12 protein-coding genes are annotated in these 14,225 nt (G+C 44.9%); 7 read left to right on the plus strand and 5 right to left on the minus strand.

The window, feature by feature from the left end; genetic code table 11:
• The first annotated feature begins 527 nt into the window (after window positions 1-527).
• Together MSG34_RS15385 and MSG34_RS15390 are read left to right on the plus strand one after the other, a co-directional pair.
• The gene (locus MSG34_RS15385; protein WP_248338331.1) at window positions 528-1,067 is read left to right on the plus strand and encodes a hypothetical protein; all 540 of its coding nucleotides are present in this window, start codon (window positions 528-530) and stop codon (window positions 1,065-1,067) included.
• A gap of 31 nt (window positions 1,068-1,098) precedes the next feature.
• Complete coding sequence (locus MSG34_RS15390) at window positions 1,099-2,292, plus strand: carbohydrate porin (RefSeq protein ID WP_048608642.1); 1,194 nt, start codon at window positions 1,099-1,101, stop codon at window positions 2,290-2,292.
• Between the two features lie 96 nt (window positions 2,293-2,388).
• Here MSG34_RS15390 and yejF read toward each other — a convergent pair whose 3' ends face one another.
• Genes yejF through MSG34_RS15410 form a run of 4 tightly spaced genes read right to left on the minus strand, consistent with a single transcriptional unit; the run spans window position 2,389 to window position 8,068 of the window.
• On the minus strand, window positions 2,389-4,008 hold the full coding sequence (yejF, locus tag MSG34_RS15395; RefSeq protein ID WP_248338332.1) for a microcin C ABC transporter ATP-binding protein YejF: 1,620 nt from the start codon (window positions 4,006-4,008) through the stop codon (window positions 2,389-2,391).
• A gap of 9 nt (window positions 4,009-4,017) precedes the next feature.
• Window positions 4,018-5,040: an ABC transporter permease gene (locus MSG34_RS15400; protein WP_048608646.1), complete on the minus strand. Its 1,023-nt coding sequence runs from the start codon at window positions 5,038-5,040 to the stop codon at window positions 4,018-4,020.
• Between the two features lie 31 nt (window positions 5,041-5,071).
• Window positions 5,072-6,160, minus strand: coding sequence for a microcin C ABC transporter permease YejB (locus MSG34_RS15405; protein ID WP_004730359.1), 1,089 nt, complete (start codon window positions 6,158-6,160; stop codon window positions 5,072-5,074).
• 12 nt (window positions 6,161-6,172) lie between these two features.
• Complete coding sequence (locus MSG34_RS15410) at window positions 6,173-8,068, minus strand: extracellular solute-binding protein (RefSeq protein ID WP_248338334.1); 1,896 nt, start codon at window positions 8,066-8,068, stop codon at window positions 6,173-6,175.
• 422 nt (window positions 8,069-8,490) lie between these two features.
• Between MSG34_RS15410 and MSG34_RS15415 the strand changes: the two genes are divergently transcribed.
• Window positions 8,491-9,534, plus strand: coding sequence for an endonuclease/exonuclease/phosphatase family protein (locus MSG34_RS15415; protein WP_248338336.1), 1,044 nt, complete (start codon window positions 8,491-8,493; stop codon window positions 9,532-9,534).
• A gap of 115 nt (window positions 9,535-9,649) precedes the next feature.
• Here the strand turns inward: MSG34_RS15415 and MSG34_RS15420 are convergent, their stop codons facing one another.
• Window positions 9,650-10,246 (minus strand): porin family protein, encoded by a 597-nt coding sequence (locus tag MSG34_RS15420; RefSeq protein ID WP_248338338.1) that lies wholly within the window; start codon window positions 10,244-10,246, stop codon window positions 9,650-9,652.
• 426 nt (window positions 10,247-10,672) lie between these two features.
• Here MSG34_RS15420 and MSG34_RS15425 point away from each other — a divergent pair, with 426 nt between their 5' ends.
• The 4 genes from MSG34_RS15425 (at window position 10,673) to rbsC (ending at window position 14,196) form a co-directional block, all read left to right on the plus strand.
• Window positions 10,673-10,987: a winged helix-turn-helix domain-containing protein gene (locus MSG34_RS15425; protein WP_248338339.1), complete on the plus strand. Its 315-nt coding sequence runs from the start codon at window positions 10,673-10,675 to the stop codon at window positions 10,985-10,987.
• 200 nt (window positions 10,988-11,187) lie between these two features.
• A complete protein-coding gene (gene rbsD / locus MSG34_RS15430) occupies window positions 11,188-11,607 on the plus strand; it encodes a D-ribose pyranase (RefSeq protein ID WP_017060853.1) in 420 nt (139 codons plus the stop codon).
• A gap of 100 nt (window positions 11,608-11,707) precedes the next feature.
• Complete coding sequence (rbsA, locus tag MSG34_RS15435; RefSeq protein WP_009844906.1) at window positions 11,708-13,213, plus strand: ribose ABC transporter ATP-binding protein RbsA; 1,506 nt, start codon at window positions 11,708-11,710, stop codon at window positions 13,211-13,213.
• The gene (gene rbsC, locus MSG34_RS15440; RefSeq protein WP_017082395.1) at window positions 13,210-14,196 is read left to right on the plus strand and encodes a ribose ABC transporter permease; all 987 of its coding nucleotides are present in this window, start codon (window positions 13,210-13,212) and stop codon (window positions 14,194-14,196) included. Before rbsA ends, rbsC begins: the two co-directional genes overlap by 4 nt.
• Window positions 14,197-14,225: the final 29 nt, after the last annotated feature.

Raw genomic sequence — 14,225 nt, forward strand, 5'->3', positions numbered from 1 at the left:
CTTGGCACTTGGCACTTGGCACTTGGCACTTGGCACTTGGCACTTGGCACTTGGCACTTGGCACTTGGCACTTGGCACTTGGCAGGGAAAGATAAAGCGCCCCGCAACTCCTCGTCAACAGTGACACCTTATTAAATCCTCGCAGAACCAAAGACTTTTGCATCACAGATAACTCGTCAAAATACGTAGATCATTAGTCACCTTCCCTCTATGTCCGGTCGAGTACACACCTCCTCATTTTAACTGGCTAACCTCTTTTCGTGTCACCCCATCTCGCCTCACGAGAGCCACAAAAATCTGATTTAATTACGCTGTTTTCCACCGTAACTGCACCATTCTCCATCCACCAATATTCTCTTTTGTTCTCCTTTAATGACACCGGTATTGAAACGTCTTTCAAGCAGATGAAATACAATGAAAAACCATTAAATACAACAACTTAATTAAAACATAAAAACTTCAAAATTAGTTTTATCATCACCAAAATCGATAACATGACCCGGTCAATTACAACTCAGGTCAATACTATGTCTACCATTTGGGAATTAGATATGGGTTATCTAGAGTCACTTGGCAAGGAGCTACGCGGATACATTAAGGATGATGAAGTGACGGTATTACCCCAGCTTAGAACGCAATATCTTGCCGAGCTAAATGCAGTTATTGAAAAGATGGTTTCGTCTTCAGCGAAAACAGATCAAATGGAGGCATTGGTAAAGGTTTGCCAGCATATTGCGACAACGGTCAACACCTCTCGCTATTACCGACTTAGCCAATGTATCGAGCGTATTCACTCACTCGTCAACAAGTTGCGTCACCAGCAGAACGCGGACTCTCAGCCTCTTAACGCTGATGCATTGTTCTTACTCGCACAAAACCATGGCATTGCGATCTCAAGACACGACCTCAACGACGGTAAAGCAAGTTCGGTGTCTTTCGCTTACCAGCAAGGTTATCTGTCCATTTCAGAAGCGTTTGATGCTTTGAGTGCACTGTTTAAACATCAACGCCATTCACGAGCGGCCAACATGCTGAACAGTCCTGCTTATCTATCTCAATGCGCCTAGCCAGCTTACGTTCTAACAATAAGATTTAATTATGAAATATTTATCATTACCCTTTTGTTTAGCTCCACTCTTTCTATCGTCTTTAGCTAATGCAAGCCAGCCATACTCAGATACATTAACCGGTGATTGGGGAGGTGAACGCAGTCGCATTAAAGACAGCGGACTCTCGCTCGATGCTGAATACACCAACGTTTACCAATCGGCAGTTTCTGGCTCACCATCAAATTCAAATGAATTCACGCACCGTTTTGATTTATTGGCTGGGCTTGATACTGAAAATGCTGGCCTTTGGAAAAACGGCACCTTTCGCACCCAGTTGATCTATCTAAACGGTGATGCCAACGACTTTGGCTTCTCCAGTTTGTCAGTACCTAATTCAGCCCATTACTCAGACAGCAGCAGCCCTTTCTTTTCATCCTTGTATTACACACACAAGTTTGATGACAACACCAACCTCCTTGTTGGCAAGATCGACGCGTTTGAGCTACTACGAAATGCACCATTTTACGGTGGTGCAACTCGTCATGGATTCATGAACATTGCCTTTTCTGCTCCTCCAAGTGGCGTGACTCCCCCATCATTTATTGGTGGCATCCTGAACCACACCATCGGCGATACTCGAATCACAGCAATGATTTATGATCCAAGAGATCGATACGATGACAATTTAGGGTTCAATGATTGGTTTGATGATGGCGTGAACTTTTCATTAGGTGCGACTCACTCATTCAAACTGTTCGATAGAAGTTCTACGTTTGGTATGTCTGGTACATACAGCACTGAAGAAGGAGTCGATTACTCGTCTTTGGGTGAAACCGCTAAATATAAGTACAACATTCGTGCTCAAGCGACACACAATATCTACGAGAACAATGACGATACCATCGCAGTCTATCTAAGAGCAGCAGCGGCAGACGGTAATCCAAATATCATAGATGGAACGTTTGTTGGCGGCCTTGGAGGCAACGCTTTCTTCTTCGACAGACCTCAAGATCAATGGGGCGCGGGCTACTATTACTACAACTTGTCTAATGCGTTACAAAACAGCATTAGCGATTTGCCACTAGGAGCTGAATTAAAAGACGAGCAAGGTTTTGAGATCTACTACGCGTTCCAAGCGACGCCATGGTTAACCTTTACCGCGGATGCGCAATACGTCACACCTGCAGTCAGCACTCAAAGCAAAGTCGCGTTGTTTGGCCTAAGAACGAATATCGTTTTCTAGTACCACGCAAATACTAATACGCTCTAAATAAAAAGAGCCTGATCATCAGTGATCAGGCTCTTTTTTGGATTGTCACATTGAAGCGAAATTCATCGATTAAGGCGTTCCAACCTCAGATAAAGACACCAATTGTTTAGTATATTCATGCTGCGGATTACCAAACAAAGTCTCAGTGTCACCCTTCTCTATTACCTCGCCAGCTTTCATGACGATGGTGTAATGACATAGGGATTTCACGACATTCAAATCATGGCTGATAAACAAATAGGTCAGGCCATACTTTTCTTGAAGCGATTTCAACAGATCCAGCACCTGCGCTTGAACCGTTCTGTCGAGTGAAGATGTTGGCTCATCAAGCAAGATAAACTCTGGCTTTAAAATCAAAGCACGAGCAATCGCAATACGCTGCCTTTGGCCGCCAGAAAACTCATTAGGGTAACGGTGACGAGTGTCAGGATCGAGGTCAACCTCTCTCATTACGTCACAGATGCGTTGGTCGAGCTCGTGCTCATCCAATTGTTGATGTACTAACAAGCCTTCGCCAATCACTTGTGCAACCGACATTCTTGGGTTCAACGCAGAAAACGGGTCTTGGAAGACCACTTGCATGCGGCTTCTAAACGGAAGCATTTGTTTTCGGTCTAAACCTTGAAGCTGTTCACTCGAGTAGGTAATTGACCCTTCACTATCCACCAGCTTAAGTATCGCCATACCGGTCGTCGATTTACCAGAACCACTTTCGCCAACCAAACCGATTGAGTGCCCTTTCTTCAAAGTGAACTCCATGTCGGTCACAGCTTTAACATGAGAAATGGTTCGCTTGAATAAACCGCCCGTGATCGGGAACCAAACACGAAGTTGATTTACATCGAGTAGCGGTTTGCTGTCGGGTGATACAGGGACAGGCAAACCTTTCGGATCAGAGTTGATAAGTTTTTGCGTATAAGGGTGAGCTGGCGCATTAAACAGGGTATGACAGTCGTTGCTTTCGACTAAGCGACCATCTTTCATTACCGCTACTCTGTCGGCAATCTTACGAACGATACTTAAATCGTGAGTAATGAAAAGCATTGCCATACCCAACTCTTGCTGCAAATCTTTTAGCAGGTCAAGGATTTGCGCTTGTACCGATACATCCAATGCGGTTGTCGGCTCATCAGCAATAAGCAGCTCTGGTTCATTGATCAGTGCCATCGCGATCATCACGCGCTGGCGCTCTCCACCAGACAACTCATGCGGATAGGCTGAAATCTTTTGTTCTGGATAACGAATGCCCACTTTGGATAGCCACTCTATCGCCAAGGCTTGCGCTTTGTTGGTTCGCATACCTCGGTGAATCGCGAGGGTTTCAACAAGCTGTTTACCTACGCGATGAAGCGGGTTCAACGATACCATGGGCTCTTGAAAGATCATGCCGATGCGACCACCACGAATCCCGCGCAGTTGTCTTTCAGAACAACTCAGAATATCGGTACCAGAGAAGTTAATCTTACCGTTTAAGTAATGTGACGAGCCTTTAGGCAGCAGTTTCAATACTGAATTAGCGGTAACCGATTTGCCTGAACCACTCTCTCCTACCAGAGCAAGTGTCTCACCTTTGTATATCTCCAACGAGACATCATGAGTCACTTGTTCTATCGAATCTTTTCGCCCGAAACCGACCGACAATTTGTCGATGGTCAAAACTGGAGAAGCAGGCGTTGTATTTGAAGTCATAACCTATCCTTACTTCTGTTGATGCGGGTCGAAAGCATCACGCACCGCTTCACCAACGAAGACCAGTAACGTAAGCATCAGTGAAAGCACGACGAAGGCAGAAATGCCAAGCCAAGGCGCTTGTAAGTTAGCTTTACCTTGCGCCAACAACTCGCCTAACGAAGGCGACCCCGCAGGAAGACCAAAGCCTAAGAAATCCAATGAGGTTAACGTAGTGACCGAGCCTGAAAGGATGAACGGCATCATGGTTAACGAAGCCACCATCGCGTTGGGAAGCATGTGACGAAGCATAATCCGTTTGTCATCAACGCCCATGGCTTGCGCGGCACGCACATAATCAAAGTTTCGGCAGCGTAAGAATTCAGCTCGAACAATCCCCACCAAGCTCATCCAACTGAAGAGCACCATTATTCCGAGCAGCCACCAGAAGTTAGGCTCGATAAAACTCGATAGAATAATCAGCAAGAACAGAGTCGGCATCCCTGACCAGACTTCAATGAAGCGCTGACCAAACAGATCCACCCAACCACCGTAGTAACCTTGGGTCGCCCCAACAACCACACCAATCACGCTCGATACAATCGTCAGAATAAAGCCAAAGAGCACAGAGATACGGAACCCATAAATGATGCGAGCTAATACATCTCGCCCTTTATCATCGGTTCCTAGCCAGTTCACTGAGTCAGGTTCAGAAGGCACTGCGCCCGAAATATCGAAGTTGATGGTGTCGTAGCTAAACGGAATGATTGGCCACACGATGTAACCGCTGTCTTCAATAAGTTCGATAACATAAGGGTCTTTGTAATCCGCTTCGGTTTCAAACTCGCCGCCAAATTCAGTCTCGGCATACTCATTAATGACAGGTACAAACCACTGATTATCATAAGAAACTAAAAGTGGTTTATCGTTGGCGATGATCTCAGCGAACAGGCTCAGTCCAAACAGAATGGTAAATATCCAAAGGGAGATAAAACCACGCTTATTTGCTTTAAAACGTAACCAACGAGCTTCAGCTAAAGGGTTGTTAAACATTTATTATCAATACCTTTTTATTCATTCGCCATTAACGCGCTTCAAAATCAATTCGAGGATCAACCCAGGTATACGTCAGGTCGGAGATAATGCTCAGCACCAAGCCAAGTAAGGTCATGATATAGAGAGAGCTGAACACCACTGGATAATCTCGCTGAATGGTCGACTCAAAGCCAAGCAGACCGATGCCTTCGAGTGAAAACATCACTTCAATCAACATAGAACCCGTGAAGAAAATACTAATAAATGCACTCGGGAAACCGGCAATAATGATCAACATCGCGTTACGGAAAACGTGCTTGTAGAGAATGCTGCTCTCATCCAAACCTTTCGCTCGTGCTGTCACCACATATTGCTTATTGATTTCATCAAGGAAGGAGTTTTTGGTCAGCATGCTGAGTGTTGCAAAGCCACCGATAACCATCGCAAAAATAGGCAAAGCCAAGTGCCAGAAGTAGTCACCAATTTGCTGATACCAGTTGAGCTGGTCGAAGTTACTCGACACAAGCCCACGCAATGGGAACCAACTGAAGTAGTTACCACTCGCGAATAAAATAATCAAAATGATCGCAAACAAGAAGCCCGGAACGGCATAGCCGACAATCACCACCGCACTCGACCAAATATCAAAGCGAGAGCCGTGATGTATCGCCTTCATGATGCCTAGAGGTATCGAGATCACGTAGATAATTAAGGTACTCCATAACCCTAAGGAGATGGAGACAGGTAAACGCTCGATGATTAAATCAATCACGTTGCCGCCTTTAAACAGGCTTTCACCGAAGTTAAAGGTCGCGTAGTTTTTCAACATGTCGAAGTAGCGAACATGGATCGGCTTATCAAAACCAAACTGCTTTTTGATCTCTTCAACCACCTCAGGATCAAGCCCGCGTGAGCCTTTATAGCCACTCGCAGACGCTTGGTCACTTTCGCTTAAATCAACTTCTTGTCCACCACCAGAAAAGCGCTCCATGATGCCAGAGTTATGCCCTTCTAATTGAGCAACGGCTTGTTCTACCGGACCTCCAGGGGCAATCTGGATGATGAAAAAGTTGATGGTGATGATCGCCCACAGCGTGGGGATCACCAACAATAAACGTCGAAATATATACGCGGCCATGCTAACTAACTCCTAGCGACGTTTTTCAGGAAGCAAAGCCGCCTTCTCTTCTGAAATCCACCATGTATCGATACCTAAATCGTATTTAGGCAATACATCTGGACGCTCAAACTTGTCCCACATTGCTACGCGATATTCACCAACGTGCCATTGCGGGATGTTGTAAAAATTCCACTGCAATACACGGTCTAGTGAACGACCTAGAGTAAGAAGCTTTTCAGGGTTCTGTTGGTTACGCGCAATTTCTTCTGTTAACGCGTCAACCACTGGATCGATAACACCTGCAGTATTGTAAGTAGAATCAATGTAGTTAGAGTTCCAAACGATCATTAAGTTCGGGCTAGGATAAGGGTTTGCGGAAAATGACGACGAAACCATGTCGAAATCACGATCACGTAAGCGCTTGATGTACTGAGTCGTATCGATGGTACGGATCTTCATCTCGATACCCATACGCTTAAGGTTCTTTTGAACCGGCGTTGCAATACGTTCCGTAGTTGGGCTGTAAATCAGCAACTCAAATGACATCGGTTTGCCGGTCTTTTCGTTGGTCATTACTTTGTCTTTCAGCACCCAACCCGCCTCTTTCAATAGTTTGAAAGCCGTGCGCATCTGGCTACGAATACGACCGCTACCATCGGTAACGGGTGGTTGGAATTCTTCGGTGAAAACTCGCGGTGGGATTTGATCTTTGTATTGAGACAACAACTCGACTTCAGCTTCGCTTGGTAAACCTTTCGCTTCATAGTCAGTATTTTGGAAGTAGCTACGAGTACGCTTGTACTGACCATAGAACATGTTCTTGTTCATCCACTCAAAGTCCATCGCGTAGGTTAACGCTTCACGCACTTTAGGATCAGAGAACACAGGAGATTGGATATTAAAGACGAAACCTTGAGTCGTTTCAGGCTTCTCGTGGTTAATCTCTTCTTTAATGATGTAGCCTTTATCGAAGTTCGCGCCCGTATAAGAGTTGGCCCAGAACTTAGCCGAGTTCTCGGTTCGAAGATCGAACTCCCCTGCTTTGAAGGCTTCCAACATTACCGTGTCGTCACGGTAGTAATCGTATTGCACTTGCTTGAAGTTATTTCGGCCAACGTTAACTGGTAGGTCTGCTGCCCAGTAGTTTTCATCTAGACCATAGGTAACACTTTGGCCTGATTTGTAGCTGATGATCTTATAAGGGCCACTACCGACTGGTGGCTCACTTAGAGGCTCAGACAGCTTTCTGTCTTTCCAAAAATGTTTCGGCAATACACGAGTGCTTTGCGCAAAGCTGAACAGTTTTTCGCGGTTTGGACTGTTCATTTCAATACGAACAACCAAATCAGAGACCGCTTTTACTGACTTAATCTCTTTGTAATACACACGATACTGAGGCACGCCCTCGGTTGAGAACTTGTCAAAGGTGAAGGCAACATCATGCGCAGTGATAGGCTCGCCATCTTGGAATTTAGCATTTGGGTTGATGTCGATTTCCATCCAAGTGAAATCACTGGCGTAGCGAACCTTTGAAGCAATCAATGGATAGTACGCATCAATCTCGTCGCTCGGAGAAAACATCAAGGTATCGTAAATCTCTCCGGTATAACTTGCAGCAACGCCGCGGGAACCGAATCGATTAAAGCTATCGTACGTACCTATACTGCCATAGGTCACTTTGCCCTGCTTTGGCGCATCAGGATTAACGTAATCGAAGTGAGTGAAGTCGGCTGGATATTTTGCTTCACCAAAACCAACCAATTGTGTGGTTTCAATAACGGTGACAGCAGGAGTGGATTGGGTATCAGAAGCGTAAGTAACGGAGGGGTGTAAAGCAATAAGCGGCAGCATAACTGCACAGGACTTTAAATTAGACCTGAAAAACTGAGTGCGCTGCGAGGCTTTGCGTCGAAAAACTGTTCCCATTTGACTCTCCCTTCAAATGTCATGAATTCGATATTCAAGTTAATTAATCGGCTTTGAATGCATGCCGTTAAATCAAGTATAGGTTCAAATCTAACATCATGTAATAACTAATAAAACCATCAGCACTCTATCTCTGACGGTTTATTTACAAATTACTCGTCACCACTCGAAGTTATTGGATGCAGTTAGCTTTGATTCCTTTGGTTCCTTTGATTCCTTTGAATAAGTTAATTAGCTTGGTGGCGTTGGAAAGCAAGGGTTACAGCAGAAGCACCAAGGTTGCGCTAGCCTGAATGACACAAGCCTCCACGGCTTAGATTTCCTTTGATTGGCTTCTAAAGTGAAATTTAGGCTCTAAATAATCAACAAACTATACTTTTAGTGGAGTATCCTTGCAGCCTAGGTCTAAATGGAATGACACTTTGAACAAACCAAACCAAATAACATTCGCAACGTTCAACCTTCTGAACTATCTCGAGCCACCGAATGCTTATTATGATTTTGAGAACATCTACAGCTTCGAAGAATGGCAGAAGAAGCAACATTGGATGGCTGAAGCGATTCGTTCGTTAGATTGCGATGTGATTGGCTTCCAAGAGATATTTAGCCCGCAATCTTTAGAGCTATTGATGAACGAGCTAGGTTATCCATACTTTGCAGTGGTCGATAGCGCACACGTTGAAGATGATTACCTATACACCTCACCTGTCGTTGGTATTGCTTCCCGTTACCCGATTGAAAACGTACAGCCTGTTACGCCAGATTCGACGTTACTGACAGCGTTCAACCTTGGCGACAAATTCTCATTCAACAGAACACCTGTTCACGCGACGATTACATTACCCCATTTAGGTTCAACCGACTGTTATGTGGTGCACTTCAAATCACAACGTCCGACAGAACCAAAGGTAGAGTCTGGTGATGCGAACAACGCTCTGCAAAGCGAAAAACCACAAAGCGACACACTCACCCGCTTCCATCAAGAACAGCTTGGTTCTTGGCTATCGAGTGTCCAACGCGGTCTAGAAGCTCAGATGCTGCACCAATACATCACCCATCAACGCTACCAGACCGATCAACCTGTCGTATTAATGGGTGACTTTAATAAGCCACTGTTTAATGATGAGTTTAAAGGGCTGTTGAGTTTCTCAATCAACCGAGACGAAAACAGCAAGCATTGGCTATCCCACTTTCGATTGAAAGACAGCTGGGATCTTTATCATCAACTACATGAAGAAGACTTGCTTGAACAGCGTAAGCCAACCCACTACTACGGGGCTTCTGGGTCTATCCTGGACTACATTTTGATGTCGAATGAGTTTGATTGTCAGAACTCTTCAAGTTTGATGGAGATCTCTAGCTACACAGTGTTAGACCATCACCTCATCAATCCAAGCTTTGAACACGACCAATTCAGTACCGACCATGCCATCGTGTCTGTCACCGCTCATATTCGTGAAGCCTAGAGTTAAACATAAAAAAGCCGCAGTCAAAAACTGCGGCCTTCCACTTTAGTTAAACGGGTTGAGCCAACCGACGCCCCATTTAGAAACCGATTTACCGTTCAACAAAGTGTGAAACTTAGAATGTGTACATTGCGCCTAAGTAGAATGAATCGATCACGAGATCTTTATCATTTTCAAAAGCTGAATCGCTCTCAATCACAAATGCATCCGCTTCATAGCCTAACCTAAAGCTGACGTTTTTAGCCTGTTTAGGTGTGTACTCCACTCCGAAACCATAGCGAATACCCTCACCACTATCGTCATCAAGCACCGGCAGCGACTGGTCTAAATCAATCGTCGACAAACCGATGATGCCAAAAGGGCGAATTCCATTGTCAAACGTGTAACCTAGATTAGCACTGATCGAAAATGCAGTCGGAGACCAAGTGTAAGTAGATTGGTTTAATGCATTTTTCGCAACAACGTCGCCATAATTCGTATATTGTGCCTCTAGCGCGACGATGCGATTAAATTGGTATCCAGCAATTATCTTATATGTCTCGTCTTCTGCATCAACAGTAATTGGAATGAAAGAGTCCTTATAAAGGCCACCATCATCAATACCAGTTGTACCGATTGCACCACCTAGATAGAAACCACTGTCTGCAGCCATTACATTGTTTGCTGCAAATGCTGACATCATCGCGATGCTTAGAATAAATTTGTTGTTCATTACTGCTTAACCTTACTTAATGCAAATCAAGATTGTTCCGCCTTCCTGTGCTGTACAATCTTGTTAGAGTTATCCGACACCCCGTCGAATTGGCAAGCAGGTTAATCTCACAGAAAACAAAAAAATAAATAAAAATATAATCAGTTTGTAACTTCAGCCAACATAACCAGTAAAAACCAAATAACTCACTGAATAGGCTAGAAATAAAACCCTGTCATTTATTCAGAATAACCTTCCCTCTATTTTTCAAACCATCCCATTTTTAGATTTTATTTTCATGGGCTTACGCAAGCTTACTTTCAAGCGTGATGTGATTTTGCATAATCCGCGCGCTTGACCATTAGTACACGTAAATAATTATCCGCTCCAACAGCAGGCCGGTTTGCTCAATCTCCACAATTCAAAATAAGACGAACAGAAAACACGATGAACCACACAATAGACTTCAACGGCTTAATCATTGATATCGACGCTCGAACGATTACCAACCAGCAAGGAAACAAAATCACTTTGCGCCCTCACCTATTAGCAGTGCTCTGCTTGTTATTGGAAAATGTGGGAAGACCGATTTCAAGAGAGCATATTGTTGATGTGTGTTGGGACGGGCAACTCTCGTCACCGCATGTTCTTGCTAACGTCGTCTATAACCTACGCAATGTGTTCGCGCGATTAAGAGCATCCAACGTCCAGATCATTACCATCAGTAAGTTCGGATATGCGCTATCGATTGAACACACGTAAAAGGATTTATGCAATCAATGGCGGTGACTGAGATCACCAAAAAACGCCCCATCGAAACGTTTCGATGATCATTATCACACTCTAAAACAATCAAACGTGCAAATGATAAATCAGACACTATTATCACTATCGAAACGTTTCGATGGCTTTTCTTGAGTTGTTCTCAACCCATCAAGCGTTATTTTTCGATAGGTCGTGATATGAAAAAAAGTACTCTAATAAACTCTGAACTCTCTTACCTAGTGGCGACTCTTGGCCACACAGATGAAATCACGATTTGTGACGCGGGCCTGCCGATTCCAGACCACGTAACTCGTATTGATCTTGCTTTGACTCACGGTGTCCCAAGCTTTCAGCAAACGGTAAAAACCATGCTGGATGAATCTCAAATCGAAGGCGTTGTGATTGCAGAAGAGTTTGCGAAAGTAAGCCCAGAACACCACGCTGCGCTGATTGATTTAATCAAGACAGAAGAAGCACGTTGTGGCAAATCGCTTTCGATTACTTACATCACTCATGAAGAATTCAAACAGCGTACGCATGAAAGCCGTGCAGTGATTCGCACCGGTGAATGCACACCATACGCAAATGTTATTTTCCAAGCTGGCGTAACCTTTTAGCTCAAGCAAAACGCAACGACAGCTCAGTGTCATCACTGAACCAAAAACAATACATAGACAGAACAATCAAATACAACTGGCCCCGAGTAAAGGAACCGACATGACTCAAGCCATTTTAGAACTTAGCTCAATTGAGAAAGCCTTCCCTGGTGTTAAAGCACTGGATAAGGCAAGCCTCAACGTTTATCCAGGACGCGTAATGGCGTTAATGGGTGAAAACGGTGCGGGTAAATCAACGCTTATGAAAGTGCTGACGGGTATCTATCACTTGGACGGCGGCACTATCGCCTACCAAGGAAAGCCTGCCGCATTTAAAGGGCCACGTGATTCTCAACAAGCAGGCATTAGCATCATTCACCAAGAACTGAATCTAATCCCTGAATTGACCATTGCCGAGAACATCTTCTTAGGTCGTGAAATCACGGGCACCATGGGTCGCATCTTGTGGAACGAGATGTACCAAGAAGCAGACAAGCTACTTAAACGCCTTAACGTGAAACACAGCTCGAAAACACCTTTAGGCCAGTTGAGCCTTGGTGAGCAGCAAATGGTAGAGATTGCGAAAGCCCTATCGTTTGAATCTAAGGTCATCATCATGGATGAACCAACCGATGCGCTAACCGATACCGAGACAGAATCTCTGTTTAAGGTGATTAACGAACTGCGCGATGAAGGCTGTGGCATTGTTTACATCTCTCACCGTTTGAAAGAGATCTTCGAGATTTGTGATGATATCACTGTGCTGCGTGACGGTAAGTTCATTGGTCAGTGTGAAGTAAAAGACACCGACGAAGATGGCCTAATCGAAATGATGGTTGGCCGTAAGCTAGACGAGCAATATCCACGTATCGGCCAAAGCCACGGTGAAACTTGTCTTGAAGTGATTGGCCTGACGGGTTCTGGTGTTCACGACGTGAGCTTTACGCTAAAACGCGGTGAAATCCTGGGTGTATCTGGCCTAATGGGCGCAGGTCGTACCGAGCTGATGAAAGTGATTTACGGTGCCCTTCCAAGTGAACGCGGCGTCATCAACCTAGAAAACAAAACCATCAACCCTGTAAGCCCGAAAGACGGCTTGGCCAATGGCATTGCTTACATCTCTGAAGACCGTAAAGGCGATGGCTTAGTTCTAGGGCTTTCTGTTAAAGAAAACATGTCGTTATGTTCACTTGACCTACTAACAAAGAGTGGTCAAATCCAACATAAAGACGAAGTGATTGCGGTTGATGACTTCATCAAGCTATTCAATATCAAAACCCCGACGCGCGAACAGATTATTGGCAACCTTTCTGGCGGTAACCAACAGAAAGTGGCTATCGCTAAGGGCTTGATGACCAAACCAAAAGTACTGATTCTCGACGAACCAACGCGTGGTGTCGATGTGGGTGCTAAGAAAGAGATTTACCAACTCATTAATAAATTTAAAGCCGACGGCATGAGTATCATCTTAGTCTCATCTGAAATGCCAGAAGTATTAGGAATGAGTGACCGCATCATGGTGATGCATGAAGGCCGTGTAAGCGGTGAATTTGATGCTAAAGAAGCAAACCAAGAATTATTACTGGCGTGTGCGGTCGGTAAAAAGATCAACGAGGACGCAGCATGAGTACTAAAACCATGAGCAAAACAACTGAAGCTCCAAAGAAAAAACCGTTAATCAGCAAAGAGTGGCTGATTGATCAAAAGTCATTGATTGCTTTGATCTTCCTGATTGTTGTCGTTTCTTTCTTAAACCCGAACTTCTTTACTGTCGACAACATCCTAAACATTCTGCGCCAAACCTCGGTTAACGCAATTATCGCTGTAGGTATGACGCTGGTTATCTTAACCGCGGGTATCGACTTAAGTGTTGGTTCGGTACTGGCTCTTTGTGGTGCATTCGCAGCCAGCATGATTGGCATGGAAATCCCAGTGATGATCGCAGTGCCAACCGCTCTTGTAGCAGGTGCAGCATTGGGTGCTATCAGTGGTGTGATTATCGCCAAGGGTAAGGTTCAAGCCTTCATCGCAACGCTTGTGACTATGACTCTATTGCGCGGCGTGACCATGGTTTACACCGACGGTCGTCCTATCTCAACAGGCTTCACTGACACAGCAGACGCATTCGCTTGGTTCGGTACGGGCTACGCAATGGGCATCCCAGTTCCTGTATGGATTATGGTCGTGGTATTCGCAGCGGTATGGTACCTACTTAACCACACCCGCTTTGGTCGCTACGTTTACGCATTAGGTGGCAACGAATCTGCAACTCGCCTATCTGGCATCGACGTAGACAAAGTAAAAATCGGCGTTTACGCAATCTGTGGTCTGCTAGCAGCAGTGGCAGGCATCATCGTGGCATCTCGTTTGTCCTCAGCTCAACCTACCGCAGGTATGGGTTATGAATTAGACGCCATTGCAGCCGTAGTACTGGGTGGCACAAGCTTAGCCGGCGGTCGTGGTCGCATCATGGGCACATTGATTGGTGCTCTGATTATCGGTTTCCTAAACAACGCCCTAAACCTATTAGACGTATCTTCTTACTACCAGATGATTGCAAAAGCAGTGGTTATTCTTCTGGCGGTATTGGTCGACAACAAAAACAAATAAAACCTATTCACACTCTAGGTTAATACAAG

This window comes from Vibrio sp. 1CM2L, from assembly GCF_023161695.1.
GTDB classification, from domain to species: domain Bacteria; phylum Pseudomonadota; class Gammaproteobacteria; order Enterobacterales; family Vibrionaceae; genus Vibrio; species Vibrio coralliirubri.

What these genes read in the sequence shown, in the direction of transcription:
- MSG34_RS15420 (WP_248338338.1), bottom strand. Translation starts at nt 10,246, where the DNA reads ATGAACAACAAATTTATTCTAAGCATCGCGATGATGTCAGCATTTGCA.
- rbsD (WP_017060853.1), top strand. Translation starts at nt 11,188, where the DNA reads ATGAAAAAAAGTACTCTAATAAACTCTGAACTCTCTTACCTAGTGGCG.
- rbsA (WP_009844906.1), top strand. Translation starts at nt 11,708, where the DNA reads ATGACTCAAGCCATTTTAGAACTTAGCTCAATTGAGAAAGCCTTCCCT.
- MSG34_RS15400 (WP_048608646.1), bottom strand. Translation starts at nt 5,040, where the DNA reads ATGTTTAACAACCCTTTAGCTGAAGCTCGTTGGTTACGTTTTAAAGCA.
- MSG34_RS15410 (WP_248338334.1), bottom strand. Translation starts at nt 8,068, where the DNA reads ATGGGAACAGTTTTTCGACGCAAAGCCTCGCAGCGCACTCAGTTTTTC.
- MSG34_RS15405 (WP_004730359.1), bottom strand. Translation starts at nt 6,160, where the DNA reads ATGGCCGCGTATATATTTCGACGTTTATTGTTGGTGATCCCCACGCTG.
- MSG34_RS15425 (WP_248338339.1), top strand. Translation starts at nt 10,673, where the DNA reads ATGAACCACACAATAGACTTCAACGGCTTAATCATTGATATCGACGCT.
- yejF (WP_248338332.1), bottom strand. Translation starts at nt 4,008, where the DNA reads ATGACTTCAAATACAACGCCTGCTTCTCCAGTTTTGACCATCGACAAA.
- MSG34_RS15385 (WP_248338331.1), top strand. Translation starts at nt 528, where the DNA reads ATGTCTACCATTTGGGAATTAGATATGGGTTATCTAGAGTCACTTGGC.
- rbsC (WP_017082395.1), top strand. Translation starts at nt 13,210, where the DNA reads ATGAGTACTAAAACCATGAGCAAAACAACTGAAGCTCCAAAGAAAAAA.
- MSG34_RS15390 (WP_048608642.1), top strand. Translation starts at nt 1,099, where the DNA reads ATGAAATATTTATCATTACCCTTTTGTTTAGCTCCACTCTTTCTATCG.